This is a genomic window from Acidisphaera sp. S103 (assembly GCF_009765975.1).
Taxonomy (GTDB): domain Bacteria; phylum Pseudomonadota; class Alphaproteobacteria; order Acetobacterales; family Acetobacteraceae; genus Rhodopila.
Genome location: NZ_LMUJ01000060.1, coordinates 330,359 through 356,057 on the forward strand (window position 1 = coordinate 330,359; position 25,699 = coordinate 356,057).

27 protein-coding genes and 1 tRNA gene are annotated in these 25,699 nt (G+C 64.9%); 18 read left to right on the forward strand and 10 right to left on the reverse strand.

Annotated features, from left to right (window positions below):
• Positions 1–78 precede the first annotated feature (78 nt).
• The 4 genes from GSQ89_RS20435 (at position 79) to GSQ89_RS20450 (ending at position 2,953) form a co-directional block, all read left to right on the forward strand.
• Positions 79–855, forward strand: a complete 777-nt coding sequence (locus GSQ89_RS20435) for an energy transducer TonB (protein WP_158928588.1) — start codon at positions 79–81, stop codon at positions 853–855.
• An 11-nt stretch (positions 856–866) separates the two neighbouring features.
• Positions 867–1,421, forward strand: a complete 555-nt coding sequence (locus GSQ89_RS20440; RefSeq protein WP_158928590.1) for a cob(I)yrinic acid a,c-diamide adenosyltransferase — start codon at positions 867–869, stop codon at positions 1,419–1,421.
• Positions 1,422–1,500: 79 nt separating this feature from the next.
• Positions 1,501–1,956 (forward strand): methylated-DNA--[protein]-cysteine S-methyltransferase, encoded by a 456-nt coding sequence (locus tag GSQ89_RS20445; protein WP_174254898.1) that lies wholly within the window; start codon positions 1,501–1,503, stop codon positions 1,954–1,956.
• Positions 1,957–1,981: 25 nt separating this feature from the next.
• Positions 1,982–2,953 (forward strand): quinone oxidoreductase, encoded by a 972-nt coding sequence (locus GSQ89_RS20450; protein ID WP_158928594.1) that lies wholly within the window; start codon positions 1,982–1,984, stop codon positions 2,951–2,953.
• A 23-nt stretch (positions 2,954–2,976) separates the two neighbouring features.
• On the opposite strand, the gene GSQ89_RS20455 is transcribed toward GSQ89_RS20450, so the two are convergent.
• Positions 2,977–3,195, reverse strand: coding sequence for a hypothetical protein (locus GSQ89_RS20455; RefSeq protein ID WP_158928596.1), 219 nt, complete (start codon positions 3,193–3,195; stop codon positions 2,977–2,979).
• Here GSQ89_RS20455 and dapB point away from each other — a divergent pair.
• The 6 genes from dapB (at position 3,182) to GSQ89_RS20485 (ending at position 8,240) form a co-directional block, all read left to right on the forward strand.
• On the forward strand, positions 3,182–3,922 hold the full coding sequence (gene dapB, locus GSQ89_RS20460) for a 4-hydroxy-tetrahydrodipicolinate reductase (protein WP_158928598.1): 741 nt from the start codon (positions 3,182–3,184) through the stop codon (positions 3,920–3,922). The genes GSQ89_RS20455 and dapB overlap by 14 nt on opposite strands.
• A gap of 120 nt (positions 3,923–4,042) precedes the next feature.
• Positions 4,043–5,230 (forward strand): methionine adenosyltransferase, encoded by a 1,188-nt coding sequence (gene metK, locus GSQ89_RS20465; RefSeq protein WP_158928600.1) that lies wholly within the window; start codon positions 4,043–4,045, stop codon positions 5,228–5,230.
• On the forward strand, positions 5,227–5,898 hold the full coding sequence (locus tag GSQ89_RS20470) for a tRNA (guanosine(46)-N(7))-methyltransferase TrmB (RefSeq protein WP_158928754.1): 672 nt from the start codon (positions 5,227–5,229) through the stop codon (positions 5,896–5,898). The genes metK and GSQ89_RS20470 overlap by 4 nt, the downstream gene beginning before the upstream one ends.
• Positions 5,899–5,985: 87 nt before the next feature.
• Positions 5,986–6,061, forward strand: a tRNA-Ala gene (locus tag GSQ89_RS20475).
• A 131-nt stretch (positions 6,062–6,192) separates the two neighbouring features.
• Positions 6,193–7,236, forward strand: coding sequence for a Gfo/Idh/MocA family protein (locus GSQ89_RS20480; RefSeq protein ID WP_158928602.1), 1,044 nt, complete (start codon positions 6,193–6,195; stop codon positions 7,234–7,236).
• Positions 7,233–8,240 carry a Gfo/Idh/MocA family protein gene (locus tag GSQ89_RS20485; protein ID WP_158928604.1) on the forward strand — a complete coding sequence of 336 codons (1,008 nt, stop codon included), beginning with the start codon at positions 7,233–7,235 and terminating at the stop codon, positions 8,238–8,240. The genes GSQ89_RS20480 and GSQ89_RS20485 overlap by 4 nt, the downstream gene beginning before the upstream one ends.
• 9 nt (positions 8,241–8,249) lie before the next feature.
• Here the strand turns inward: GSQ89_RS20485 and GSQ89_RS20490 are convergent, their stop codons facing one another.
• Positions 8,250–9,686: a YdiU family protein gene (locus GSQ89_RS20490; protein WP_158928606.1), complete on the reverse strand. Its 1,437-nt coding sequence runs from the start codon at positions 9,684–9,686 to the stop codon at positions 8,250–8,252.
• 55 nt (positions 9,687–9,741) lie between these two features.
• On the opposite strand from GSQ89_RS20490, the gene GSQ89_RS20495 reads away from it, so the two are divergent.
• From GSQ89_RS20495 to GSQ89_RS20520, 6 genes are all read left to right on the forward strand, one after another.
• Entirely contained in the window at positions 9,742–10,734 is a 993-nt protein-coding gene (locus GSQ89_RS20495; protein WP_158928608.1) for an LLM class flavin-dependent oxidoreductase, read from the forward strand.
• 236 nt (positions 10,735–10,970) lie between these two features.
• Positions 10,971–14,147: an efflux RND transporter permease subunit gene (locus GSQ89_RS20500; protein WP_158928610.1), complete on the forward strand. Its 3,177-nt coding sequence runs from the start codon at positions 10,971–10,973 to the stop codon at positions 14,145–14,147.
• The gene (locus GSQ89_RS20505) at positions 14,144–15,418 is read left to right on the forward strand and encodes an efflux RND transporter periplasmic adaptor subunit (RefSeq protein WP_158928612.1); all 1,275 of its coding nucleotides are present in this window, start codon (positions 14,144–14,146) and stop codon (positions 15,416–15,418) included. Before GSQ89_RS20500 ends, GSQ89_RS20505 begins: the two co-directional genes overlap by 4 nt.
• Positions 15,419–15,623: 205 nt before the next feature.
• Positions 15,624–16,067 (forward strand): hypothetical protein, encoded by a 444-nt coding sequence (locus tag GSQ89_RS20510; protein ID WP_158928614.1) that lies wholly within the window; start codon positions 15,624–15,626, stop codon positions 16,065–16,067.
• Positions 16,064–16,996, forward strand: coding sequence for a 4-hydroxy-tetrahydrodipicolinate synthase (gene dapA / locus GSQ89_RS20515; protein WP_158928616.1), 933 nt, complete (start codon positions 16,064–16,066; stop codon positions 16,994–16,996). Before GSQ89_RS20510 ends, dapA begins: the two co-directional genes overlap by 4 nt.
• Positions 16,980–17,150, forward strand: coding sequence for a hypothetical protein (locus GSQ89_RS20520; RefSeq protein ID WP_158928618.1), 171 nt, complete (start codon positions 16,980–16,982; stop codon positions 17,148–17,150). Before dapA ends, GSQ89_RS20520 begins: the two co-directional genes overlap by 17 nt.
• Here GSQ89_RS20520 and GSQ89_RS20525 read toward each other — a convergent pair.
• Positions 17,141–17,335: a hypothetical protein gene (locus tag GSQ89_RS20525; protein WP_158928620.1), complete on the reverse strand. Its 195-nt coding sequence runs from the start codon at positions 17,333–17,335 to the stop codon at positions 17,141–17,143. The two genes, GSQ89_RS20520 and GSQ89_RS20525, sit on opposite strands and share 10 nt — an antisense overlap.
• Positions 17,336–17,422: 87 nt before the next feature.
• Complete coding sequence (locus GSQ89_RS20530; RefSeq protein ID WP_158928622.1) at positions 17,423–18,502, reverse strand: nitronate monooxygenase family protein; 1,080 nt, start codon at positions 18,500–18,502, stop codon at positions 17,423–17,425.
• 170 nt (positions 18,503–18,672) lie between these two features.
• On the opposite strand from GSQ89_RS20530, the gene GSQ89_RS20535 reads away from it, so the two are divergent.
• Positions 18,673–19,203 (forward strand): GNAT family N-acetyltransferase, encoded by a 531-nt coding sequence (locus tag GSQ89_RS20535; RefSeq protein WP_158928624.1) that lies wholly within the window; start codon positions 18,673–18,675, stop codon positions 19,201–19,203.
• A 17-nt stretch (positions 19,204–19,220) separates the two neighbouring features.
• Here GSQ89_RS20535 and GSQ89_RS20540 read toward each other — a convergent pair whose 3' ends face one another.
• From GSQ89_RS20540 to GSQ89_RS20560, 5 genes are all read right to left on the reverse strand, one after another.
• Complete coding sequence (locus tag GSQ89_RS20540) at positions 19,221–20,336, reverse strand: ABC transporter ATP-binding protein (protein ID WP_158928626.1); 1,116 nt, start codon at positions 20,334–20,336, stop codon at positions 19,221–19,223.
• An 8-nt stretch (positions 20,337–20,344) separates the two neighbouring features.
• A complete protein-coding gene (locus tag GSQ89_RS20545) occupies positions 20,345–21,187 on the reverse strand; it encodes a carbohydrate ABC transporter permease (protein WP_158928628.1) in 843 nt (280 codons plus the stop codon).
• Complete coding sequence (locus GSQ89_RS20550; RefSeq protein WP_216856296.1) at positions 21,184–22,035, reverse strand: carbohydrate ABC transporter permease; 852 nt, start codon at positions 22,033–22,035, stop codon at positions 21,184–21,186. Before GSQ89_RS20550 ends, GSQ89_RS20545 begins: the two co-directional genes overlap by 4 nt.
• Positions 22,036–22,070: 35 nt before the next feature.
• Positions 22,071–23,387: an ABC transporter substrate-binding protein gene (locus GSQ89_RS20555; protein ID WP_216856297.1), complete on the reverse strand. Its 1,317-nt coding sequence runs from the start codon at positions 23,385–23,387 to the stop codon at positions 22,071–22,073.
• Positions 23,388–23,454: 67 nt separating this feature from the next.
• The gene (locus GSQ89_RS20560; protein WP_158928632.1) at positions 23,455–24,174 is read right to left on the reverse strand and encodes an HAD hydrolase-like protein; all 720 of its coding nucleotides are present in this window, start codon (positions 24,172–24,174) and stop codon (positions 23,455–23,457) included.
• Positions 24,175–24,333: 159 nt separating this feature from the next.
• Here GSQ89_RS20560 and GSQ89_RS20565 point away from each other — a divergent pair, with 159 nt between their 5' ends.
• On the forward strand, positions 24,334–25,248 hold the full coding sequence (locus tag GSQ89_RS20565; protein WP_158928634.1) for a LysR family transcriptional regulator: 915 nt from the start codon (positions 24,334–24,336) through the stop codon (positions 25,246–25,248).
• Here GSQ89_RS20565 and GSQ89_RS20570 read toward each other — a convergent pair.
• Complete coding sequence (locus tag GSQ89_RS20570) at positions 25,212–25,688, reverse strand: GNAT family N-acetyltransferase (RefSeq protein WP_158928636.1); 477 nt, start codon at positions 25,686–25,688, stop codon at positions 25,212–25,214. The two genes, GSQ89_RS20565 and GSQ89_RS20570, sit on opposite strands and share 37 nt — an antisense overlap.
• Positions 25,689–25,699: the final 11 nt, after the last annotated feature.

Sequence of the window (25,699 nt, forward strand, 5' to 3'; positions counted from 1 at the left end):
CATAAGCGCCTAAGCATGACGGGACGATAGACGATTTCGGCACGAGGGTTCGCGGCTGGACGACTGCAGGTGGTGCCATTGGCATCGCCCCGCCGGCGCTTTCTGTCGATTGCGGTCTTGCTGTCTGTCGGCCTTCATCTCGTGGCCGCGCTTCTTATTGTATTCCTGCCGCGCGTGTTGCCGCGAGAAGCGGCGCCAACGGAACGGGGCACCGTCGAACTGGTGATGGTGAAGCGAGAAGGCGTCGGCGCCAGCGTTGCGGGCTCGCCGATCGATCGCCAGCCGACGCCCGTAGAGAAAGCGGAGACGCCGAAGACCGAGGCACCGAAAGCGGAACCGCAAACGGTCGCGACACCGGCACCAAAGGTCACTCCGGCGCTGCCGGTCACCGAGCATGGTAACGAAACGGTACCTCCACCGGCCAAACAGCCGCCATCACAGCCAGCCAAGGTAGACCCCCGCCCCACCCCGAAACCGATCGAGGCGCAACCGACGCCACCACCACCGCAGGAAGCGCCCGTCTTCGACCTCACGAGCACCGAAAGCGGAACTGACCCGCTCGCGATGGGCCTGGGCATTCTGCCGGCCTCGCCTGATGACAGGTTCCAGAACAGGCCGCCGACCTACCCGATCGAAGCACAACTGCACAACGAGCACGGTTCGGTGGTCGTCGTAATCCACGTGTCGGAAAATGGCTTCGCCACCGGTGTCGATGTGCAGCAAAGCTCGGGGGTGGACCAACTGGATCAGGCCGCCGTCGCCGCGGTCCGCAAATGGCACTTCCACCCGGCGATGAAGGACGGGCACGCCGTCCCGTTCGATTTTCCGTTCGAGTTCATTTTCGAACCCCGTTAAGGAGTCGTCTCATGGTGCGTATCGATCGGGTGGTGACCAAGGGTGGCGACAAAGGCGAGACATCCCTGGGTGACGGCACCCGAATCTCTAAAGCCGATCCGCGGATCGAGGCGATGGGTGCCGTCGATGAGGCCAACGCCACCATCGGGGTATTGCGCATCCATACGCGATCCCGGGCGATCGAAGACACGATGCTGGCCCGGGTGCAAAACGATCTGTTCGATGTCGGCGCCGATCTGTGTGTGCCCGGACTCGATGAAGACCGGCTACGCGTCACCGACGCCGCCGTGACGCGCCTGGAAGCCGAGGTCGAGCAAATGAACGTGACCCTGCCGGCGTTGAAAAGCTTCATCCTGCCCGGCGGTACCGATGCGGCCGCCTTCGCCCACATGGCACGCGTCGCCGTCCGCAGGGCGGAGCGAACGGTGGTGGCGGTCACCGGCGTCAATCCGACAGTCCAGCGCTATCTGAATCGACTGTCCGACCATCTTTTCGTTCTCGCCCGCGTACTCAACGAAAATGCCGCCACCGACGTGTTGTGGGTGCCAGGCGCCAACCGGCTGTGACGGTGCCACTCTTGACAGCCCCCTTAAGCCGGTTTCGCATCCGCTCTTTCGATCTGGCCTTCGATCTGGGACATTGTCCGTGCCGCAGCTTTCGCTTCACACGCCGGTGGGAGACATCACCGTCTTCGAGGAAGACGGAGCGATCGTCTCGCTGGATTGGGGCTGGGTGCCGGATCAGGCATCTTCGCCGGTCCTCGATCGGGCACGATCGCAGCTCCATGCGTATTTCGATGGCGATCTCAAGGAATTCGACCTGCCGCTGGCACCCGCCGGTACAGCCTACCGTCGCGGAGTCTGGCAGGCGCTTTGCGGCATTCCCTATGGCGAGACATGCAGCTACCAGGATATCGCCGCGAAAGCGGGCGGCAGCGCACGATCCGTCGGGCAGGCCAACGGCCACAATCCGATCCCTCTGATCATACCCTGTCATCGGGTTGTTGCGGCCACACACATTGGCGGCTACTCCGGCGGTGACGGATTGCCAACCAAGCGCTGGCTGCTGGCCTTGGAAAATCCACATCGCACTTTGCTCTGAACCACTCGCCGCATAGGGACACGATATGACAAAGGCAATCCGCATACACGCCAACGGCGGCCCGGAGGTCATGGTATGGGAAGACGTCCCGACTCCCGAACCCGGCCCCGGCGAGGCGCTGATCAAGCACGAGGCAATCGGCCTTAATTTCATCGACGTGTATTTTCGCTCAGGCTTGTACAAAGCACCGAACCTGCCGCTGGTCATCGGCCAGGAAGGCGCCGGCACGGTGTTGGCCGTCGGTGCCAACGTCACCAACGTCGCCGTCGGCGACCGTGTGGCGTATGCTGGTCCATTGGGCGGATACGCAACGGAGCGAGCGATTCCCGCCGATCGCCTGGTCAAGCTGCCCGCCAACATCGACTTCAAGACGGGTGCCGCGATGATGCTGCAGGGCATGACTGCGCAATATCTGCTGCGCCGCACCCATGCGGTGAAATCCGGCGATACGATCGTCGTGCATGCGGCGGCCGGCGGTGTCGGGCTGATCATGTGCCAATGGGCAAAGCACCTCGGCGTCACCGTGATCGGGGTCGTCTCCAATGAGGAGAAGGCGGCACTGGCCCGCGCGAACGGTGCCGCGCACACGGTTATCGGGCATGCGACGCTGGTTTCCGAGGTCAAGCGGATCACCGGGGGGGCGATGGTGCCCGTGGTCTATGACAGTGTGGGCAAGGACACATTCCTGGCCAGCATCGACTGCCTGGCGCCGCTGGGTTTGATGGCCAGCTATGGTAGCGCCTCGGGACCGGTACCGCCTGTCGATCTGGGATTGCTGGCCGCCAAAGGCAGCCTGTTCCTGACAAGGCCGACCTTGGTGACCTACACGGCGAAACGGAGCGATCTGGAGAGCGTAGCCGCCGACCTGTTCGATGTGGTCGGCAGCGGCGCGGTGAAAATCCGGGTCAATCAGACGTTCGCCCTGAAAGACGCCGGCGCGGCGCACACCGCGCTGGAGACCCGGAAGACGACCGGTAGCACGGTGCTGCTGCCGTAAGGCGATGCCCAAGGACGACCGCGTCAGATCGTGTCGTTCCAGTCCGGGTGTAACGTTTCACCCTTGATATTAAGGGTCGCGACCTCTACGCCGCCGACCCTGATGTCCGTCCGATAGCCGCGTGCATCAGGCTCGCGTGACACCGTCAGGTCGGCGTCCAACGACGGCTGGACAAGCGGCCCGCCGGCCCACAGGCTCTGACCTTCGGTGACCAGGGGGAACGGGATTATGACCACACGCATCGGCATCGCCGGCATCACCGGCCGCATGGGGCAGCTTCTGACCGAGGAAATCGCCGCCGCCGGCGCCACCCTGGCCGGTGGTACCAGCCGGACCAATCCCGACCTCGCGGCTCTAGCCGCGACCTGCGACGTCGTGATCGACTTCACCAACGCCGCCACTGCACAGGCCAACGCCCGAATCATGGTGGACTCCCGCAAGGCATGGGTCCTCGGTACCTCCGGACTGTCCGCCGCCGACGAAGCCGCGGTCCAGGCCGCGGCCCAAAGCATTCCGGTCGTCTATGCCTCCAACTTCTCCGCTGGCGTCAACCTGGTCCTGGCGCTGGCCGAGCGCATGGGCGCCGCCCTGCCCGCCGACGCCTACGACGCCGAGATTGTGGAAATGCATCACCGCCAGAAAGTGGATGCCCCCTCCGGCACCGCCGTCGGCATGGGCCGAGCGGTCGCCAAGGGCCGAGGGGTGAAGCTGGACGATGTGATGGAAAGCGGCCGGCATGGTCATACCGGTGCGCGCAAGACGGGTGCCATCGGCTTCGCCGCCCTGCGTGGCGGCCAGGTGGTGGGGGAACACAGCCTGATCTTCGCCGCCGGCAGCGAACACATCGTGCTGACCCACAGGGCCTTCGACCGCCGCACCTTCGCGACCGGCGCGGTACGGGCGGCGCTGTGGGCGGTATCGCAACCGCCCCGCCTGTATTCCATGATGGACGTCCTCGGCATGGCCTAAAGGCGGGCCAGGAAGCTTGACCCTGGCGGCGCTTTCGGTCACACACCGCCGACTTCGGCACTCCGCCGAAAGCCGCCTTTTTTGGCTGGCCATAACCTATCGAGACGCGAGAGATAACCCATGCGGGACACGGGCGAATATCTTTTTACCTCGGAATCGGTATCCGAGGGCCATCCCGACAAGGTCGCGGATCGGATCAGCGACACGGTGCTGGATGCCTTCCTGACGGCCGATCCTTACTCCCGCGTCGCCTGCGAAACCCTGGTCACCACCAATCGCGTCGTGCTCGCCGGTGAGACCCGCGGCCCGGAGACGGTCACGCCGGAATTGCTCACCCACCTGACCCGCATGGCGATCCGCGACATCGGCTATGAGCAGGACGGCTTTCACTGGGCCAACGCCGACGTCGCGGTTCACCTGCACTCGCAGTCCTCCGATATCGCCCAGGGCGTCGACAGCGCGGGCAACAAGGATGAGGGCGCCGGCGACCAAGGCATCATGTTCGGCTATGCCTGCCGGGAAACCGACACGCTGATGCCGGCGCCACTCTATTATTCGCACGAGATTCTGCGCACGATCCGCGACCTGCGGAAGGCCGGCGATCGGTCGGTGAAGGGGCTGCTGCCGGACGCCAAAAGCCAGGTCACCCTGCGCTATGTCGATGGCAAGCCAGTCGGTGCCACCTCGGTCGTGGTGTCCACCCAGCACGAAGCCGGTCTGGAACAGCGCGAGATCAAGCGCCTGCTGTGGCCGCTGGTCGAAAGCGTCCTGCCCCGCGGCTGGATGTGCAGCGAGGAAGAATTCCACGTCAATCCCACAGGCAATTTCGTCATTGGCGGTCCGGATGGCGACTGTGGCCTGACTGGCCGGAAGATCATCGTCGATACCTACGGCGGCTCCTCCCCGCACGGCGGCGGCGCGTTCAGCGGCAAGGACCCGACCAAGGTCGACCGCTCCGCCGCCTATGCCTGCCGGTATCTGGCGAAGAACGTTGTCGCGGCTGGCCTTGCGGATCGCTGCACCCTGCAGATCAGCTACGCCATCGGCGTTGCGCGTCCCCTGTCGGTCTATGTGGACCTGCAGGGCACCGGCAAGGACGTGGACGAAACCCGGCTGGAGAAGACGCTGCGCGACGTGATGAACCTGTCGCCGCGCGGCATTCGGGAGCATCTGCACCTGAACCGGCCGATCTATGTGCCGACCTCGGCCTATGGGCATTTCGGTCGCGAGCCGGACGAGGCAAAGGGCACCTTCACGTGGGAAAAGACCGATCTGGTGCCGGCGCTGAAGGCGGCGTTCGGCCGATAAATCCCACAACCGCCAAGCCACCGCCGGATCGCCTGTACGGGCGCGCCCGTGGCCACAAGCTGCGGCCGCGCCAGGAACGCCTGCTGGAGGTAACGCTGCCTCGGCTCGCGTTGGCCGAAGTTCTGCCCTCCGGCCCGCTGTGGCTGGAGGTCGGCTTCGGCGGCGGCGAACACGCATTGGCGCAAGTGCGGGCGCATCCGGAGGCGACGTTGATCGCCTGCGAGGTGTTTGAGAACGGCATCTGCTCCCTGCTGTCCGCACTGGTGCCGGAAGGCGATGAGGCGCTAGCGCCGCTGCCCCCAAATCTGCGCCTGTGGACCGACGATGCACGCGTCCTGCTGCGGACCCTGCCGGACGCCAGCCTCGACCGCCTGTTCCTGCTGTTCCCCGACCCGTGGCCGAAGGCTCGGCATGCTAAGCGCCGCTTCGTCCACCCGGCGACGCTGCCGTTGCTGGCGCGCGTGCTGAAGCCCGGGGCCACATGGCGGGTGGCCAGTGACGATCCCACGTACCAAGCCTGGGTGCGCGACGTGATGGCCGAACAGACATCGTTCGACACCGAGGAACCGGCAACGGCTCGACCGGACGGCTGGCCATCGACCCGATACGAAGCCAAGGCCCTGCGCGCCGGGCGCCAGCCGCTGTATTGGGTATTCCGCCGGCGCTGACCCTGGCTGCAACATCTTCGAATTTTTCCGCAGACTTGCCCTTGATCCGGTGGAACGACGTGGCTATACCCCCTGCCTCCACCGGTCGGGGCCGTAGCTCAGTTGGGAGAGCGCCTGAATGGCATTCAGGAGGTCAGGGGTTCGATTCCCCTCGGCTCCACCAGTTCCCCGCGGTGGCATTCAGCATTCAATCTCCATCCGGCGACGGCGAACTGGTAGCACGCTGTTGGACCGTGATCGCCTGAGGCCGCAGGCCAGAAGGCGTGAATCACGCGATACCACAGAGGTAACCCGATGACCCGCTTCGCCGTAATCGGCCTCGACCATCGCCACGTCTACGAAATGACAGAGGAGCTGATCGCCGCCGGCATGACGTGCGCTGGCTATTGGCCGGAGACCTCCGATCCGCGCGTGCTCCAGGGCTTCCAAAATCGGTTCCCCGACCTGCCGGCGGTCACCGACCGTGATACGCTGCTGGAGGATCCCTCGATCGGCGTCATCGTCATCGGTGCCATCCCACGAGACCGAGCGGCCCTGGCGATGACGGCGATGCGCAACGGCAAGGACGTCATGTCGGACAAGCCCGGCGTGACCACGCTGGCCCAGCTTGCCGATCTGGAGCGGGTCATTGCCGAAACCGGCCGCATCTTCTCGATCTGCTTCTCGGAGCGCTTCCAGGTGCCCGCGGTCGGCGCCGCGCTGCGCCTGGTCGAGGCCGGTGAGATCGGCCGTGTAGTCCAGACCGTCAATTTGGCGCCGCATCGCCTGAACCGCGCGATTCGCCCGGCCTGGTTCTTCGAGAAGGACGCGCATGGCGGCATCTTGTGCGACATCGGCTCCCACCAGATCGACCAGTTCCTGGTGTTCACCGGATCCGAACACACTGAAATAACCAGCAGCACGACCGGCAGCTTCGGCGATCTGCCGGCGCTGGGCTTCGAAAACTTCGGCGAAATCGTGCTGAGCAGTGAGCGTGCGCGCGGCTACGTGCGGGTGGACTGGTTCACGCCGGACGGGCTGGCGACCTGGGGCGATGGACGACTGGTCGTGCTGGGCACCGAGGGCACGATCGAGCTGCGCAAATACATCGACGTCGAGGGCCGCCCCGGCACCGACCATCTGTTCCTGGTCAACAACGCCGGCACCCGCCACATCGACTGTTCCGGCGAGCCACTGACCTATTTCCGAGCGTTTGCCGCTGATGTGCGGGACCGTTCGGCTACCGCCATGCCGCAACAGCATGTGTTCACCGTATGCCGCCTCGCGTTGCAGGCACAGGCGCAGGCCCGCCACGTCGTGTTGCCTGGTGGCGTGCCCAACCCGGGACCCGTCGCATGAGCCGCACTGGAATCGCCGTCATCGGTCTTGGGCCGGCGGCCCAGCCACACGCGCAAAGCCTGCTGGACTTGGCCGACCGGGTGGAGGTCCGCTGGGCTGTCACGCGCAGTCAGGTCCGGGCCGAAGCAGCGGCTTCCCGCTATCCCTTCCCCATCACCACCGATCTGGACCGGGCAATCGCCGATCCGGCCGTCCAGGCCGTGCTGTTGCTGACGCCGCCCGGCGCGCATTTGGAACTGGCCGAACGCTGCCTGTCCGCCGGCAAGCATGTGCTGGTGGAAAAGCCGCTGGAACGCTCCGTCGAACGGGGGCGGCTTCTGGTTGCCGCCGGCCGGGCCGCCGGCTTGCGCGTCGGCGTGGTGCTGCAGCATCGCTTCCGGCCGGGTGCTATGCGCCTGCGCGCGCTGTTGACAGACGGCGCCCTGGGTGAACTGGCTGCGGGTTGGGTGACGGTGCCATGGTGGCGCCCGCAAGCCTACTACGACGAACCCGGACGCGGCACCTTGGCGCGTGATGGCGGCGGCGTGCTGCTGACCCAGGCGATCCATACGATCGACCTGTTCCGCTCCCTGGTCGGCGTTTCCGAGGTCGTGTCGGCGATGGCCACCACCACCAAGCTGCATCGTATGGAAACCGAGGACTACGTCACCGCCCAGTTCCGCCTCGGCAACGGCGCACCGGGCATGCTGGCTGCCACCACCGCCTTCCCGTCGGGGCGGCCGGAACGTATCGAAATCTTCGGAACGAAAGGCGCCGCTGTGCTGGCCGGCGGTAGCCTGCAAGTGGATTACCTCGACGGACGGCAGGAAATGCTGGATGCCGGGGAACGCACTGGCAGCGGCGCGAACATCATGGATTTCCCCAACGATGCGCACTGCGCCGTACTGGCCGACTTCCTGGATGCGATCGTAACCGGACGCGATCCGGCGGTACCGGCGGAGGAAGCCCTGGCCACCCAGGAATTGATCGACGCCATACTGGCGCGTAGCGGTTTCGCCGCCTGACACTTACCCTCAGGTACCGCAGAACGTCTGTAACACCCGCTCCTCCTCCCGAGCGGGCAGGGTGTAACGTTCGAACGTGGGGTCATCGTCGTAGGGCCGGGACAGGACACGCAGCAGTTCCTCGAACGGTGCGTAATCGGCACGTTCGACCGCGGCGGCAATGGCCGCTTCCACCAGATGGTTGCGCGGGATGAAGGCCGGATTGGTCGCACGCATCGTTGCCGCCGGCGCTACCTCCGCGGCCAACCGGGCACGCCAGCGAACCGCCCACGCATCATAAGCGGCAGCATCCTTGAACGGAGCCTCTACCGCCGCATCTTCGGCCGCCGCGCACAAGCGCCGGAATGTGAGCGTGAAATCGGCGCCATCCGCCGCCATCAGTTTCAGCCAGTCCCCCGTCAGGTCGTCGTCACCCGGCTGTTCCGTCAGCAGACCGATTTTCCGGCGCAGGCCGCCCAGATAGCTGGCCTCAAAGCGGGACGCGAACGCCGTCAGCGCTTCCTTCGCAGACTCTTCGCCGCCAGCCAGCAGCGGGATCAAGCATTCCGCCAGCCGGGTGAGGTTCCACAGCACGATGCGTGGCTGGTTGCCGTAAGCGTAGCGGCCGTGATGATCGATCGAGCTGAAGACGGTGCCGGGATGGTACGCCTCCATGAAGGCGCACGGCCCGTAGTCGATCGTTTCACCTGATATGGCGCAGTTGTCGGTGTTCATCACGCCATGGATGAAGCCGACCAGCAGCCATCGCGCCACCAGGTCCGCCTGCCGGCCGACAACACCGTCCAGGAACGCCCGAAACGGGTCCGCCGCTGACGCGGCATCGGGGTAGTGCCGAGCGATCGCGTATTCGGCGAGCAGTCGCAGACCTGCCTCATCCCCTCGGGCGGCGAGATACTGGAAGGTGCCGACGCGGATATGACTGGCCGCGACGCGGGTCAGTACCGCGCCGGGCTGCATCGTCTCACGCCACACGGACTCGCCGGTGCTGACTGCGGCCAGCGCCCGCGTGGTAGGAATGCCCAACGCCGCCATCGCCTCACTAACCAGATATTCGCGCAGCACCGGTCCCAGCGCTGCTCGTCCGTCGCCCCGGCGGGAAAACGGCGTCGGGCCCGATCCTTTCAACTGGATGTCACGGCGGATGCCGTCGCGCCCCACGACTTCGCCCAGCAGGTTGGCACGACCGTCGCCGAGTTGCGGCACGAAATGCCCGAACTGATGTCCGGCATAGGCCAGAGCCATCGGCTCCGCCCCCGACGGCACGCAATTGCCAGCCAGGACTGCAACCCCATCCGGTGAGGCCAGCGCATCAGGATCGATCCCCAGGTCCCGCGCCAAAGCGTCGTTCACACGGATCAGCTTCGGGGCGGCCACCGGCTCCGGATCCAAACGAGCATAAAACCGGTCCGGCAGGCGGGCGTAGCTGTTTTCGAATGGAATGTGCATGGTCCGATCCTATCGTGATATTCCGTCCACGTGCATCCCACACTATGTAGTGTGGATGATCCCATTGTCCGTTCTCGATCTCTCCCCGGTCCCCGAAGGCAGCGACGCCGGCCAGGCATTGCGCAATTCGGTCGACCTCGCCCGCCACGCCGAAGCCCTGGGCTACGGCCGCTACTGGATGGCGGAGCACCACAACATGCCGGGGATCGCCAGCGCGGCGACATCCGTGGCACTGGCACATGTGGCGGTGGCCACCAATACCATTCGCATTGGCGCCGGCGGCATCATGCTGCCGAACCACGCGCCGCTGATGATCGCCGAACAGTTCGGCACGCTGGCGGCGCTGCATCCGCACCGGATCGACCTGGGCCTCGGACGCGCGCCCGGCTCCGACCAGATCGCCGCGCGCGCCATGCGGCGGAACCTGACGGGCGACGTGGATCAGTTCCCGTCTGATGTGGTCGAGTTGATGCACTATTTCCAGCCCACCGAACCCGGCCAGACGCTGCAGGCCGTGCCCGGCGCCGGTCAGGATGTCGCGGTCTGGATCCTCGGTTCCAGCACTTATGGTGCGCAACTGGCGGCACATCTGGGCTTGCCGTACGCCTTCGCCTCGCATTTCGCCCCCGGCCAGATGCGGGAAGCGATGGCGATCTACCGGGAGCGTTTCCGGCCGTCGGATCGGTTGGCGGCGCCTCGCGTCATGCTGGGTGTGAACGTCTTCGCCGCCGACACCGATGCCGAGGCCCGTCTGCTGTTTTCGTCGCAGCAACAGGCGTTCCTCAACCTGCGGCGCGGCCGGCCCGGCAAGCTGCCACCGCCGGTCGAAGACTTCGAGGCGAGCGTCGACCGCTACGGCCGAGCGATGCTGGCCGACGCGCTGGCGTGTGCGGTTGTGGGCGGGCCGGACACGGTGCGGGATGGACTGCGCGCGTTCGTCGCCTCGACCGGCGCGGACGAACTGATGGTAACGGCGCAGATTTTCGACCACACCACCCGCAAGCATTCCTTCGAAATCCTGGCTCGGGAAGCCGCAAAGGCGGATTGACATCGCTATCAGCATTGTCAATACAAATGCATTATAACAAAACTGTTCATTGAGACTGTATTAGTCAAGATAAAATTAAATTTGCATTTACAATCGAAAAAATTCGAGTGGCACTGTTGCGGTTTGTCACGATATCCCGTGTCCTGAACGGGATTTAATTCAATTCCACCGTTTTGACACGATTTTGCTGCACCGCAGCACTTGCGCGCGGCATCGCGCGCCACTGATAATGCGGTATGGGTCTCGTCATTTACGCGCTTAAATTCCGAGTCACATTCTATGTGATGTCGGTTCTGATCCTTCTCGCCGGGATCGGCGGATACATCGTGATGCCGAAGGATGTGCTGCCTGAGGTCAACATTCCTGTTGTTACAATCGTATGGACATACACGGGTCTCGACACGCCGACGATGGAACGGCGGGTGACCACCTATTCGGAGTTCGCCCTTAGTAACAACGTCAACGGTATCCGCAATATGGAGAGCACGACGCTGCAAGGCGTCACCATTACGCGGGTCTACTTCCAGCCGGACGTCAGCATCGATCTCGCACTGTCCCAGGTCACCGCGGCCACCAACTCGGTGCGCGCCGCCCTGCCGCCGGGCATCAATCCGCCGGTCGTCATGCGTTTCTCGGCCTCCACAGTTCCGGTCATCCAGTTGGCGCTGAGTTCCAACCAGGAGAATGAACGGCAACTCTACGACTACGCCCAGTACCGCATCCGCCAGACACTGACCACCGTGCCGGGATCGACATTGCCATCGCCTTACGGCGGCGCACCGCGGCAGATCATGGTCGATCTGGACCTGCACGCCTTGCAGGCGTACGGGTTGACTCCGGCCGATGTCACCAACGCCATGACCGCGCAGAACATCACGGTTCCCTCCGGTCTGGCGAAGTTTGGTACGCAGCAATATGTGGTCCGGCTGAACTCGACACCCGAGGCGATTGCCACGCTAAACGAGGTACCGGTCAAGATCGTCAACGGGTCACCGATCCTGGTGCGCGACGTCGCCTACGTCCGCGACGGCGGACCGCCGCAGCAGAATATCGTGCGGCAGGACGGGGTACGCGGGGTGCTGCTGACGATCCTGAAGAACGGCAATGCCTCGACCCTGTCGGTGGTCAACACCGTGAAGTCGTTGCTGCCGGGGATCAGGGCCGCGGCACCGAAAGATATGAAAATCACACCGCTGTTCGACCAATCGACGTTCGTCGCCGGCGCGATCAGCGACGTGATCCGTGAAGGGGCGATCGCCGCTGGACTAACCGGGCTGATGATCCTGCTGTTCCTGGGATCATGGCGCTCGACGCTGATCGTGTTGGTATCGATCCCGTTGTCGATCCTGACATCGCTGGCGGTGCTGGCGGCCCTGGGTGAGACGGTCAACATCATGACGCTGGGCGGGCTGGCGCTGGCGGTCGGCATTCTGGTGGACGACGCGACCGTGGCGATCGAGAACACCTATCGGCTGCTGGAAGAAGGCAAGGAATTCAAGCACGCCGTGGTGTATGGCGCGGCCGGCATCGCCAAGCCGGCCCTGATCTCGACACTATCGATCTGCTGCGCCTTCGTCTCGGTGACGTTCCTGACCGACGCGCCGAAATTCCTGTTTACGCCACAGGCACTGGCGGTGGTGTTCGGGATGCTGGCGTCCTATGTCCTGTCGCGCACCCTGGTCCCGATCCTGATCGATGTGCTGGTGAAGCACGAACATCACGGCCATGATCCCCACGCCACCCCGACCAACGTGTTCGGCCATATCAGAGCGGGGTTCGAGCGAGGGTTCACAAAATTCCATCGGGGCTATGTCGGCCTGTTGCACGCCGTCTTGCTGCACCGGGTGATGACCCTGAGCGTGGTGGGTTCGATCATGGCCTGCGCCGCCGTCCTGTTCATGTTCGTGGGCACGGACTACTTCCCGGCGATCGACGCCGGACAGATGACGCTGCACGTGCGCGCGCCACCCGGAATGCGCATCGAGCAGGCGGAAGTCCTGTTCCAGCAAGTCGAGGACACGATCCGCCAGGTCGTTCCGCGCAACGAACTGGGGACCATCATCGACAATATCGGCCTGCCCGCGTCGAACTATAACTTCGCTTTCGGCAACGGCACGTTCGTCGCCTATAACGACGGCGAGGTCCTGGTGACGCTGGCGCCCGAACACGGCTCGACCTTCGCCTATCAGAAGCGGCTGCGCACAATCCTGCACCAGCGCTTTCCGGACGCGATCTTCTATTTCGAAGCCGCGGACATGATCACCCAAATCCTGGATTTCGGTGTGCCGGCGCAGATCGATGTGCAGGTTAACGGCCGCCATCCGGCCAAGGATCTGCAGGTCGCCCAGACGATCGCCAGCAAACTGCGGCTGGTGCGCGGCGCGGTCGATGTCCACGTGCAGCAGATCACCAATGCGCCGGAGTTCTTTGTCCAGGTCGATCGCCAGCGTGCCGCGGAACTCGGCCTGACCGAACAGCAGGTCGCCACCGACATGAACGTTTCGCTGAGCGGCAGCTTCCAGGTCAGTCCGAATTTCTGGTCCGATCCGCAGACCGGCATTCCCTACCAGATCTGGGTGCAGACACCGGAGTACCGGAACGACAGCATGACGTCGCTGACCAACACGCCGCTGCTGATCTCGGCCGGTTCGGCATCGGGTCCCAGTCCGTTGCAGCTTCTGTCCAACGTCGCAACGCTGAAGCGTGGCAGCGAGCAGACGGTGTCCAATCATGTCAACACGCAGCCGACCTATGACGTCTATGCGGCGGTGCAGGACCGCGACCTGGGCGGGGTGGAAAGCGACCTCGGCCGCATTGTCGCCGACCAGCAGAAACAACTGGAGGCACCGGACAAGATCGCGGTACGGGGCCAGATCCAAAGCAAGGACCAGGCGTTCCTGCATATCGGTATCGGCCTGATCGTTGCTATGGTCGCCGTTTATCTGCTGATGGTGCTGAACTTCCAGAACTGGGGCGATCCATTCGTCGTGCTCGCTGCGTTACCGCTGGCGTTCTGCGGCATTGTCGCCAGCCTGTTCATCACCCAGACCACGTTCTCCATCCCGTCGCTGATGGGCGCGATCATGAGTGTCGGCGTTGCCTCGGCGAACTCGATCCTGCTGGTGACCTTCGCGCGGGAGCATCGGGAAAGCACCGGATGCAGCGCGTTACAGGCCGCCATCGCCGCGGGCGAAACCAGGCTGCGGCCGGTGCTGATGACCGCCGGCGCGATGTTCGTGGGCCTGCTGCCGATGGCACTGGGCATCGGCGAGGGCAGCGAGCAGAACGCCGCGCTGGCCCGAGCGGTGCTGGGCGGAATCGCGGTGGGAACCTGCTCGACGTTGCTGTTCGTACCATTCCTCTATGCGCTTTTACGCGGCAGCGAGGCCAAACCTCTGGAAGATTACCTATGACCGACTCTGACCGGACACCGCCTGCCCCACCGCGTAAGCGCATCGGGCTCTACGTGCTCGTGCCCGTCCTGGCGCTGCTGAGCGTCGGCGGCTACCAACACTTCCGGACCTACGCCAACGCGGCGGAGACTCAGAAGGAGCAAGAGGATTTCGTTCCACAGGTACGCACGATGCAGGCGCGGAAGATCGATACGCCCGTCGAACTGACCTTGCCGGGCCAGACCGAGGCGTTCGACGTCGCCAACCTGTATCCGCGCGCCACCGGCTATGTGGCGGAGCGGCGGGTCGATATCGGCAGCCATGTCAAGGCCGGCGACCTTCTGCTGCGCATCGAGGCCCCCGACCTCGACCAGCAGCTTGCCCAGGCGCAGGCGCAGTTGGGCCAGAACCAGGCGGCGGTGCAGCAGGCGGAAGCGCAGGTGCTATCCGCGCAGGCAAACACCAGGCTGGCGAACCTGACGAAGTATCGCGAAACAACTTTGGCAAGGCAAGGATGGGAACCGGAACAGACCGCCGACAATGCGACGGCGAACTTGTCGGTGCAGGCCGCGGGGATCGCCAACGCCGTGGCCGGCGTGGCGGTCGCTCAGGCCAATCTGAAGGCGCAACAGGCGACAGTGGACCGGCTAAGCGCGCTGACGGCGTTCGAACTGGTGAAGGCGCCGTTCGGCGGTGTGATCACGGCACGTAACGTCGACAAGGGCGACCTGCTGACCCAGGACAGCGCCGGCGGCCCACCCATGTTCAGCATTGCCCGCGATGACGTGCTGCGTATCGCCGTCTATGTGCCGCAGAGCAGCGCCGTCGGCATCCGCGACGGGATCGAGACGCAGGTGACCGTGCCGGAGATGCCCGGACGCATCTTCCGGGGCCGCGTGGCCCGCAGTGCCGTCGCCTTGCAGGCGGCGTCACGCTCGATGCTGACCGAGGTCGATGTGCCCAACCCGGACGGCATTCTGCGGCCGGGTCTGTTCGTGAACGTGGCATTTTCCATTCCGCGGCAGACGCCGGCGATCGTGGTGCCGGACGCGGCGCTGGTGTTCAACGCGAGTGGATTGCAAGTGGCGACGGTGGACGCCGACAGCAGGGTGCGGTTCCAGAAGGTGACGATCTACCGGGATTTCGGCACCACGGCGGAATTGCGCGACGGGCTGGTGGGCGGGGAAAGCCTGGTCCTGAGCCCGCCGGCTGACCTCGCCGACGGCAGCAAGGTGCAGTTGGCAAGTCCGCTGCCCCAGCCGAACGCCCCCAGGCGAACCGCCAGCCGCTGACCTAGGAAAGACGCGGGCTGGCGACGCCCACTATGGCTTTGATATTCGCCGCCTCGACAGCATGCATCGAACTTCTATGCCGGACTGACCAATCTTCTCGGCGCCAGATCGGCGGTCACCCATAGGGGGCCGGCAGCCGCTTCCGGCAAAACCCAAGCGCAGTGCGCCGATGCAATCGGCGCCCGAGCCGAGAGGATTTGTTCGAATGATCCAAGCGTCCGTTGCCGCGCCCTTGCAGGCGCCGCCACAGCCCGACACCAAGGAAAGCGACCTCCTCGACCCGCTCGGGCGATTGGCCGGGGATATGACCAACGCCCGCGTGCTGATCGTCGCCGATCACGGGCTCGATTTGATGTGCGGGCTGATCCGGCGAGGCTGTCTGGCAGCGACCGTCCTCCACCCCGGCGACAAACCCGATGCGGATAACTACGACGTCGTCTTCGTCCCGCTTGCCACATCCCCCGATGACGTCATCCGGCTTGCCGGCAGAGCGCTCGCCCCGAACGGCCGCCTGGTCGCCGGCGTCGGGCATGCGGCCGCCGCGGTCGCCCTGGCGCGCCGCCTGCAGCTGAACGGGTTTTCCGCCCCGCATTCAATCCACCTGCCCGGTCTGATCCTGCTGCGTGCCAATGTTCGGAGGCCATCATGAACCGTACACCCCGTCTCTTCGGCGGCTCGATGACCGCCCTGGCCACGCCATTCAAGGACGGCCGAATCGACGAGCGCGCCTTCGTCCGCCTGTGCCAACGCCAGATCGAGCGCGGTACCACGGCCCTGGTCACCTGCGGCAGCACGGGTGAGGCCGCCGCACTGAGCCCTGATGAGCAGGCGGCGTTGATCCGCATGGCCGTCGTGGCGGCCGGCGGCCAGATCCCGGTGATCGCCGGTTGCGGCGGTTCCTGCACCGAGGCAGCCGCTTCGATCGCCCAGCTCGCGGCAGCATGCGGCGCGACCGCCCTGCTGTGTGCGCCGACGCCTTATGTCAAACCATCCCAGGATGGGATCATCGCGCATATGCGCGTGCTGGCGCATGCCGCCGACCTGCCGTTGATCGCCTACGACGTGCCCAGCCGCGCCGGCGTTGCGATCAGGGATGAGACCGTCGCCACGCTGTTCGAGCGCGGGCTGATCGCCGGCATCAAAGATGCCACCGCCGATCTGGCCCGTCCGCCGCGCCTGCGGGCGTTGTGTGGGCCGGCGTTCCTGCAGTTCAGCGGCGACGATGCCACCGCCGCCGCCTATCGGGCCACCGGCGGCCACGGCTGCATCTCGGTCACCGCCAATGTGGCGCCGTCCCTTTGCGCCTCGATGCATCTGGCCTGGGACAAGGGCGACCTGGCCACCTTTGCCCATGGCCGTGACCTGCTGGCGCCCCTGCACGACGCGCTGTTCACCGAAAGTAATCCAGTACCGCTGAAGGCCGCGCTGGCGCTGTTGAACCTGGCGACAAGCGAGGTGCGGCTACCACTCCTCCGCGCGACCGAAGCCACCAAGGAAAAACTCGCCGAAGCCATGGCCCCGATCATGAGTCAAGAGGAATGGCTCTCCTCCCATCCCCGCTATGCGCTGGCGAGTTGACCGCACGGGGCTGTTTCGGCACCTGGTATGGGCCGGCCTCGTCCTGGCGGTGGCGGCCTATGGTTCGGTTGTCGTGCGCAACGTGACCGACACACTGGTGGGGATCGCCACCCACCAGCCGTCGATGGTCATCGCCCAGCAGCCCTACCGGTAGTCACCGGGGGGCGGCGGCGGATAACCCGGAGGCGGTGGCCCGCGCCCATCGGGCGGCGGCGGAGGCGGATGCCCGTAATCCAAAGGCGGTGGCGGCGGGGGACGATGATGGTCTGGTGTCTCGACAACGCAGCCGGCCAGCCCGATCGCCGCCGTCAGGATGATCGCGGTGTTCAGAAAACGCATACACAGGTCCTCGGACTGAAGGTTGCGGTGGCCAGCACAGCGCCGCCATCCCTTTGCCTAACGCCCGTCGATGCAACCTGGTTGCGTCTACCCCAGCAGGCCGCGCGCGCCTTCCCAAACATCACGGGCAATGTCGCCGGCGGCCCGAGCCAGCGCGAGGCCGCTCGATTGCCCGGCCCAGAGTTGCATGCGATCGACGTCACCAGCCTTGCCCGCTGCGTCGCGCATCGCCTGCGTCAAGGCACGCTGCACGGGATAAGGCGCCGGTGACGGAGCATCCGGCGCGGCCGCCGCCCGGACATATGCAGTCGTGATGCTGCGCCCAGCACGGCCGGAGAAAGCACGCGTAACCACGGTTTCTTCTGGCCGAGTGCGGCCGATCGCATCGGCCCAGGCCGGTGCCAGCTTCGCTTCCGGGCTGCGCAGAAAACCGGTGCCAATCTGGACGGCGGACGCACCCAGCAGCAGCGCGGCAGCGGCACCCCGGGCATCGGCGATCCCGCCGGCGGCGATCACCGGCAATTTCACCGCATCGGCGATCGCCGGCAGCAATGCGAACAGCCCGACCTGACTCGCCTCGGCATACGCCGGATCGAAGGCACCGCGATGACCGCCAGCCTCCATGCCCTGGGCAACGATGGCATCGGCCCCCGCGGCCTCGGCTTCCAGCGCTTCCCGCACCGTGGTGACGGTGGCGAACCACCTGATGCCCCGCGCCTTCATCCGCGCGACGAAGTCACGCGGATAGACCCCCATGACTGACGAAATGACAGAGGGACCGACCTCCAGCAGCGCCTCGCACTGGGCGGCGAAATCCGGTGGTGTCGTGTTACCCGCCTCGGGCGGAACCGCGGGGCCCCAACCGCCGAGGAAAGTCCGGATCGCGGCCTCGGCCGCTTCGTCACGGATTGGCGGCGGGTCTGGGATCCAAAGATTGACCTGAAACCCACCATTCGTCCCCGCTCGGACCTCCGCCGCCCATGCCTTGATCGCGGCCGGCTGCATCAGCAGGCTGCCGCAACCGCCCAGGCCGCCGGCGTTGGCGACGGCAATGGACAGGGACGCCGGACAGGCACCGGCCATCGGAGCGACCAACACAGGAATGCGCAGGCCATACGCCGCGCAGAACGCTTCCGTTCGGACCAAAGCCGGACGAGATGCTGGCATGATCGGTGCCTCCTTCACCGGACAGAATAGGCAATAAAGGGCCAGGTAAGGTCATATTTTGATCAGATCGCTGCTATCGTTTGAAATGTTCCCTGTATTTTCGGGCACGCCTCATCCCGCCGGTTCATCAAACGCTTTCTATCAGCATCGAACCGAGTCATAGAAAGCGGATGCTTCCCGCCACCTTCCGCACGCCGCGCCTCACGTTACGCCCGATCGCCATGGCCGATGCGGGGCCGATTTTCAGCGCCTATTCGCGGGACCCCGAGGTCACTCAGTTTCTGATCTGGCGGCCGCACCGGACCCGCCAGGATATCGAGGCCTATATTCGCAGTTGTCTCCATACCCCGCCGCATCGGGCGCGCACCTATGTGATGGTCGGACGAAAGGACAGCGTGATTCGGGGTTGCCTCGACCTGCGACAAGTCGACCGGCATCGCCTGGAATTCGGCTACGTGCTGGCTCGGGCATTCTGGGGCCAGGGACTGATGACCGAGGCCCTCACCGAGATCGTGCGATGGGGACTGGCGCAGCCATCGATCTTCCGCATCAGCGCGGTGTGCGACGTGGAGAATATCGGCTCCGCCCGCGTGATGGAAAAGTCCGGATTGGTCAGGGAGGGACTGTTGCGACGGTACCTCGTCCATCCAGCCATCAGTAAAGAGCCGAGAGACTGCTTCAGCTATGCCAAGGTACGATGACGGCTGACGCGCCGGAATCACGCGATCAGACGCTCCGTGGCCGGATCGAACAGACATAGTTTCCGCGTGTCGATGGAAAACCGCTGCGTACTGCCGACGGGCAGCCGCATATCGGCGGCGACACGACCGATGGTACGCTGACCGCCCAGGCCCAGCATCACGATCGTTTCGGCACCCGTCGGTTCGGTCATTTCGACGACCGCATCGATCATTGTCGGCGGGGCATCATCGGCACCGAAGCGCCGTTGTGGCTCCGCGATGCACTCGGGACGGATACCCAGTACCACGCCGGTGCCCCGGTAAGGCAGGAACCGATCGGCGGCACCGGATACCGCCAGCCGGACCGCGTTGTCTCCAGTGCCGATCACAGCCTGCACCGCATCGCCGTCGCCTTCCAACCGAGCCTGCATCGTATTCATCGGCGGTGCGCCCATGAAGCGGGCGACGAAGAGGTTGGCGGGACGGTTGTAGATCGTGTCGGGATCGGCGAACTGCTGGACTTTCCCCTGGTTCATCACCGCGATGCGTGTGGCCATCGTCATCGCTTCCACCTGGTCATGGGTCACATAGACGCAGGTCGTGCCGATGCGGGCGTGCAACTGCTTGATCTCGGCACGCATCTCCACCCGCAACTGCGCGTCCAGGTTGGACAGCGGCTCATCGAACAGGAACAGCGCCGGATCGCGCACCAGCGCCCGCCCCATCGCGACGCGCTGGCGCTGGCCGCCGGAAAGCTGCGCCGGGCGGCGATCCAGCAGAGGTTCGATCTGCAGCAGGCGCGCGACGCGTTCAACCGCTTCCTTCTGGCGGGCTTTCGGCACGCCACGGCATTCCATCCCGAACGTCACATTCTGCCGCACCGTCATCGCCGGATACAGCGCGTAGGTTTGGAACACCATGGCGATGTTGCGGTTCTTCGCCGCCACGCCGTTCATCGATCGGCCGCCGATTTCAATGTCACCGGCGCTTGCCGTCTCCAGTCCGGCGATGATGCTGAGCAGAGTCGATTTGCCGCAGCCGGACGGACCGACCAGCACGGTGAATGCACCGTCCTCGATATCGAGGCTGACGTCTTTCAGCACCTCGACTGCTCCGAAGCGCTTGGAAACCTGGCGTACCGTCAATCCTGCCATGCCTGCCCCTACCGCACCGCGCCGGCGGTCAGGCCGCGCATGAAATACTTTCCGCCGAACAGGTAGACCGCCAGGGTCGGCACCGCCGCCAGCAGCACCGCCGCGCTTTGGACTCCGTACTGCGGTGTCGTCGTCACGGTGGCGCTGATGGCGATGATCGCCGCGGTGATTGGCTGCTCCGGCCCGGTCAGGAAGGTGACACCGTACAGGAACTCGTTCCAGATGCCGGTGAATTGCCAGATCGTGCAGACGATCAGGATCGGCGGCGACAACGGCAGCACGATGCGCCAGAAGATGCGGTAAAACCCCGCACCATCGATCCGAGCGGCCTTGATCAGGTCCTGCGGGATGGCGGCGTAGTAGTTGCGGCAGAACAACGTGGTAAAGCTGAGCCCCTGCACGACATGAACCAGGACCAGGCCGGCGATGGTGTTGGGCAGGCCGATGTCGCGCAGCACGATCACCCAGGGGATCAGCCGCATCTGCTCCGGCAGGAACACCCCCAGCGTCACCAGCGCGAACACCGCGGTATCACCGGGAAACCGCCATAGCGCGATCGAGAACCCCGCCACCGCCCCCAGCAACGTCGAAATGATCGTCGCCGGCACCGTCATCAGCAATGAGTTGACGATATACGGCGCGACCCCGGTGCAGCGTTCGGCAATGCAGAAATGGCTCCACGCCATGGCGTAGTTCGCCAGCGTGACGGTCTGCGGCCAGCCGATCAGCGAGCGCTGCGCCATCTCCTCATTCGGCCGCAACGAGGTCAGCACGACGATCACCAGCGGCGTCAGAAAAAACGCCGCCAAGGCCAGCAACGCCGCATAGAGAACCCAACGGCCACGGATCATGACCTGGCCCGCCAGCGTTCATGCAGCTTGTAGGGGACGATGACGACGACCAGGGCCAGCAGCATCAGCATTGCCGCCGCCGCGCCACGCCCGATCTGGCCCCGCTGAAACATGAAGTCGTAGACGACGGTGGCAGGCATGTTGGTGGCGATCCCGGGCCCTCCGCCGGTCAGCGCGCGTACCAGGTCGAAGGTCTTGATCGCCATCTGCAACAGGATGACCATCACCGCCAGCACGATCGGTCCCATGGTCGGCAGCACCACGCGGCGATAGATCCGCCACGCGCTGGCACCGTCGATCTGCGCCGCCTTGATGATCTCCGCATCGACCGAACGCAGACCGGCCAGGAACAATGCCATCGCAAACCCCGCAGCCTGCCAGGCCCCGGCGATCACCAGCGTGTAGATCGCCATGTCCCGGTCCACCAGCCAGTCGAACCGGAAGCCGGTCCAGCCCCAGCCCTGCACCAGACGCTGGATACCGATGCCGGGATTGAGCAGCCAGCTCCAGATCGTTCCTGTGACCACGAAGGACACCGCCATCGGATACAGGAAGATCGTGCGGAAGACGTTTTCCCCGCGCACCCGTTGGTCCAGCAGGATCGCCAGCAGCAGGCCCAACGCGCTGGTCAGGACGACGAAGCAGACGCCGAAGATGACGATGTTGACGTAGGCGACATGAAAATTCCGCGTCGCCATGATGGCAATATAGTTGCGCCAGCCGACATACCCGGACTCGGGCAGCAGGGTCGAGGGCGTGAACGACAGCCAGGCCGTCCACACCGTGAACGCCACGACATGCCCGGCCGACAGGATCAGCGGCGGCCAGATTGCCAGCGCCGGCGCCACAGCCTCCCAAGACCGGCGCAACCAGCCAGGCCGCATCAGCGCGCGCTGTCGATCGCGTCCGCCAGACGCTGCTGCGCCTCCTTCGGCTTCAGGTCCTTGTTGTGGACGAACTCGGTGAGCACATCGATCATCGCCGCGGTGATCTGGTTCGGCTGTGCCATGTTGTGCGCCAGGCTCAGCACCACCTGGTTTTCCTTCACTGCATCTTTCAGCCCCTGCGCGCTGCTGCGCTGCGCATCCGACCAACCCTGGCCGCTGAGGTCCGCATCGGTGCGGACCGGGATCGATCCGGTGATGTGCGAATACATCTCCTGAGTCGACAGCTCCATCACCAGCTTGGCGAACAGCAACTGGCCGGCTTGCAGATCGGGCGCCTTCTGCTTCCACAGGATGAAGGCATCCGCATTCATGATGTAGGCCGCCTTGCCGTTATCCTGCGGCGCCGGCCCGCTCATGAAATCGGCGAAGGTGAAGCCGCCGTTGATGATATTGCCCTGCGCCCAGCCGCCCATCAGCACCATGCCGAGTTCACCGCGGATGAACGGCGCCACCTGCACGCTCCAGCTCTGCGCGGCGATCGACGGGTTCATCCAGTCCGCCAGCTTGCGGGTCTGCTCGAACGCGGCCAGCACCTCCGGCCCCATCAGGGTGCCGGCGTCCAGTTGCATCACCGCCTTGCGATAGGCAGCGGGGCTGATGCCGTTCAGGGCGATCTCCCATTTCATACCGTCATCCCAACGGATACCGCCGTTGGCGAGCGGAATGATCCCTGCCGCCTGCATCTTCGCCGCCAGCGCATTGAACTCCGCCCAGGTCGCCGGCAGTTTCGTGGCACCCACCTTGTCCATCGCCTTCTTCGAGGCAAACAGCGTGTTGATCCGGTAGAGTTGCAGTGGCAGCGCGATCCAATGGCCATACGGCTTGTGCAGCGCGGCCAGTTCCGGCGCGACGAATTTCTCGTAGCCCGCCGCCGCCACGGCATCATCCAGATCGACGGTCGGCGCGATCTTCGACCAGGCCGCGATCTCTGGCCCTTTGAGCTGGGACGCCGCCGGTGGATCGCCCGACATGATCTCCGCCCGCAGCTTGTTCATCATCTCAGTGGTGAAGCCCGGTACCGGGTTATGCTGCCAGATGCCGCCATTCTGCTCGAACAGCTTCCCCAGCGCGGTGATCGCGGCCCCGTCGCTGCCCGCCGACCACTGCGAGATCACCGTCAGGCGCGGCTTCACCGTGTCGGCGCGCGCCATACCCGGCAGCGCCCACGCTGCACCCGAGGCTGCCAGAACACTTCGGCGAGACAGGTTGGCCATGGTTTCCCCCATTGACGGGCGCTTCAGCGGCACCCTCATGCGGCAAACCTAGTCAACCCTTCGACCGGCGTCATCAGGAAGATGACGCCTGGTGGGACCGAGCGGCTCAGACGTAATTGCCGGGATAGAGCAGCGGTACCAGCGAACTGACCTCCGGCAGAACGAAATCCGGCCTCGGCACGCTGGGATGCAGTTCCAGCCCGTGGCGATTGATCCAGGCGATCGTCAGACCGAGCGGCTTGCCACCGACCATGTCAGTGAATTGCGATTGTCCGGAATGCAGGATTTCTTCGCGTTGCACGCCGGCATGATCCAGCAGATACCGGAACAACGTCCCATCGGGCTTGTAGCCATGCGCCCGTTCGGCTGTGCAAACCAGATCGAACTGGCGGCCGATCGGCGTAACACCGAGCAGATCGTCGTCTATGTTTGAAACGATCGCCAGCCGGTGGTGCCGCGCCAGGGCATCCAATGCGCGCGGCACGTCCGGGTAGAGTTGAAACCGCGCATAAGCCTCGAAATAGCGCTCGATCAGCGATCCGTCGGCGCCATGCAGGCCGAAATGCGCGAAGGTCTCTTCAAGCGCGAGACGGCAGATTTCCTTGTAAGACCGATAAGGCTCGCCGTAGTGAGCGATGTTGCGCTTCTGCCAGTAGGCCCAGAATGGGCGCAGTTCCATTTCCCGCCCACCGGCATCGTCAAGGATCGAGCGGTAGGCGGCATAGGTGCCGAAATTTGTGTCGATGAGCGTGCCAAAAACGTCGAACGACAACAGTTTCGGCAGCCCCGCCGGCCACGGACCGGCATTATGGAGTGTGTTTTGCATCGGCCGATCACAGGCCCCTTTCACCGACAGAACCAGTCCGCACGGCGGCGAACCGGATTTGCAGAAATGCACCCCCTGCCGATAGCAGGCAGACCGTATCGGCTTGCAAGATCGCCTTCCGATGCCATGCTGTGATGGTCAAGCAATCCGAGGGAAGCTTTGCCGCAATGGGACGACATTCGGCTGCTTCTGGCGGTCGCCAGCCAGGGAAGCTACGCCCGAGCAGCGCGGCACACCGGGGTCAGCCTCGCCACCGTCAGCCGCCGCCTGCGTGCCCTTGAGCAATCGCTGGGTGTGGTCCTGGTGGAGCGGCGAGCCGACGGGCACCGCCTGACCCCACAGGCCCAGGCGTTGCTGCCCGCCGCCAGCCGGATGGCAGCAGCGGCGGGGGATCTGCGTGCCAGCGCCGGCCCCGGCCACGCCGAAATCCGCATCCTGGCCCGTGAATGGGAAGCGTTGTTCCTGATCAGGCACTTGCCGGCGCTAACCGCTGCGCTGCCCAACATTGAAATCGAGATCGGCTACAAGCACTGGCCTGACCTGGCCCGATGGGAAGCCGATCTGGTGCTGACCGATCACACCTCCACCGCCGCCAATGTCATCGCTCGGAAACTCGGTCGCATGGCCTTCGCGGTGTATGGCAGCCGGACCTATGTCGCGGACAAGCAACAGGCGTTTTCGCCGGACCGTTATCACGACTGCGCCTGGGTCGGCTTCACGGCCGCCCATCGTTACTTTTCCGCCGAACAATGGCTGGCACGCCAGCGTCCGGACGGCGCCCCGGCGACCCATCGGTTCGACAACGCATTCATGCTGCTGGAAGCCGTCCGCGGCGGCATCGGCCTGGGCCTGCTGCCGGTGTGGCTGGGCGAACAGGACCCGGTGCTGGTGCGCGTGTCGGAGGTCCTACCGGATCTGATCCATCAGACGAGCTACCTGATGAACGACGACCTGCGCCACGAACCCCGCCTGCGCGCCGTCGCCGATGCCATTGCCCTGCTGTTCCGCCGCGAACGGCCGAACATTGCCGGCGAGGGTCAGCTCGTCCGCCCCAACAGCTTGGACATCGGATAGCTTCCAGTCGAGCCGAACTTCCCCACGGGCGACCCGTCCTCGGTGTAGCCAGCCCGGTGGTAGAAGCCGCGCGCCGTCTCGGTGCTGAGCAGATGACATCGCGTGTTGCCCTGCTTCATCGCCTGTTGTTCTAGCCCATCGATCACCGCTCGGCTGACGCCGCGAAAGCGAGCATCCGGGGAGACGTAGTTCAGAGTGATCTCACCGGCGTCGGTGACGGATCCGACGCCAAGGATCGCAGCGTCCCCAACCGCCACCAACACCGTGTTGCCCGGCTTCGCAATCCAGGACGCAATGATCTCCGGCTGCTTGTTCGCCAGCCAGCGATCCAGGATCGCCGGGTCGTTGTGATGATCGGCAACGCAAAGCTCCACGATCGACCGCCTGAGCACGTCACAGGCAGCCGGTGCGTCCTCGATCACGGCCTGACGGATTTCCATCCGACTATCCT

Coding starts and splice junctions, on each gene's coding strand:
- GSQ89_RS20440 (WP_158928590.1), top strand. CDS start 867: ATGGTGCGTATCGATCGGGTGGTGACCAAGGGTGGCGACAAAGGCGAG.
- GSQ89_RS20540 (WP_158928626.1), bottom strand. CDS start 20,336: ATGGCAGGATTGACGGTACGCCAGGTTTCCAAGCGCTTCGGAGCAGTC.
- GSQ89_RS20455 (WP_158928596.1), bottom strand. CDS start 3,195: ATGCGTGTGGTCATAATCCCGTTCCCCCTGGTCACCGAAGGTCAGAGC.
- GSQ89_RS20520 (WP_158928618.1), top strand. CDS start 16,980: ATGCGCTGGCGAGTTGACCGCACGGGGCTGTTTCGGCACCTGGTATGG.
- GSQ89_RS20500 (WP_158928610.1), top strand. CDS start 10,971: ATGGGTCTCGTCATTTACGCGCTTAAATTCCGAGTCACATTCTATGTG.
- GSQ89_RS20480 (WP_158928602.1), top strand. CDS start 6,193: ATGACCCGCTTCGCCGTAATCGGCCTCGACCATCGCCACGTCTACGAA.
- GSQ89_RS20505 (WP_158928612.1), top strand. CDS start 14,144: ATGACCGACTCTGACCGGACACCGCCTGCCCCACCGCGTAAGCGCATC.
- GSQ89_RS20495 (WP_158928608.1), top strand. CDS start 9,742: ATGATCCCATTGTCCGTTCTCGATCTCTCCCCGGTCCCCGAAGGCAGC.
- GSQ89_RS20510 (WP_158928614.1), top strand. CDS start 15,624: ATGATCCAAGCGTCCGTTGCCGCGCCCTTGCAGGCGCCGCCACAGCCC.
- dapA (WP_158928616.1), top strand. CDS start 16,064: ATGAACCGTACACCCCGTCTCTTCGGCGGCTCGATGACCGCCCTGGCC.
- GSQ89_RS20485 (WP_158928604.1), top strand. CDS start 7,233: ATGAGCCGCACTGGAATCGCCGTCATCGGTCTTGGGCCGGCGGCCCAG.
- GSQ89_RS20490 (WP_158928606.1), bottom strand. CDS start 9,686: ATGCACATTCCATTCGAAAACAGCTACGCCCGCCTGCCGGACCGGTTT.
- dapB (WP_158928598.1), top strand. CDS start 3,182: ATGACCACACGCATCGGCATCGCCGGCATCACCGGCCGCATGGGGCAG.
- GSQ89_RS20450 (WP_158928594.1), top strand. CDS start 1,982: ATGACAAAGGCAATCCGCATACACGCCAACGGCGGCCCGGAGGTCATG.
- GSQ89_RS20525 (WP_158928620.1), bottom strand. CDS start 17,335: ATGCGTTTTCTGAACACCGCGATCATCCTGACGGCGGCGATCGGGCTG.
- GSQ89_RS20535 (WP_158928624.1), top strand. CDS start 18,673: ATGCTTCCCGCCACCTTCCGCACGCCGCGCCTCACGTTACGCCCGATC.
- GSQ89_RS20560 (WP_158928632.1), bottom strand. CDS start 24,174: ATGCAAAACACACTCCATAATGCCGGTCCGTGGCCGGCGGGGCTGCCG.
- GSQ89_RS20545 (WP_158928628.1), bottom strand. CDS start 21,187: ATGATCCGTGGCCGTTGGGTTCTCTATGCGGCGTTGCTGGCCTTGGCG.
- GSQ89_RS20570 (WP_158928636.1), bottom strand. CDS start 25,688: ATGGAAATCCGTCAGGCCGTGATCGAGGACGCACCGGCTGCCTGTGAC.
- GSQ89_RS20555 (WP_216856297.1), bottom strand. CDS start 23,387: ATGAGGGTGCCGCTGAAGCGCCCGTCAATGGGGGAAACCATGGCCAAC.
- metK (WP_158928600.1), top strand. CDS start 4,043: ATGCGGGACACGGGCGAATATCTTTTTACCTCGGAATCGGTATCCGAG.
- GSQ89_RS20530 (WP_158928622.1), bottom strand. CDS start 18,502: ATGCCAGCATCTCGTCCGGCTTTGGTCCGAACGGAAGCGTTCTGCGCG.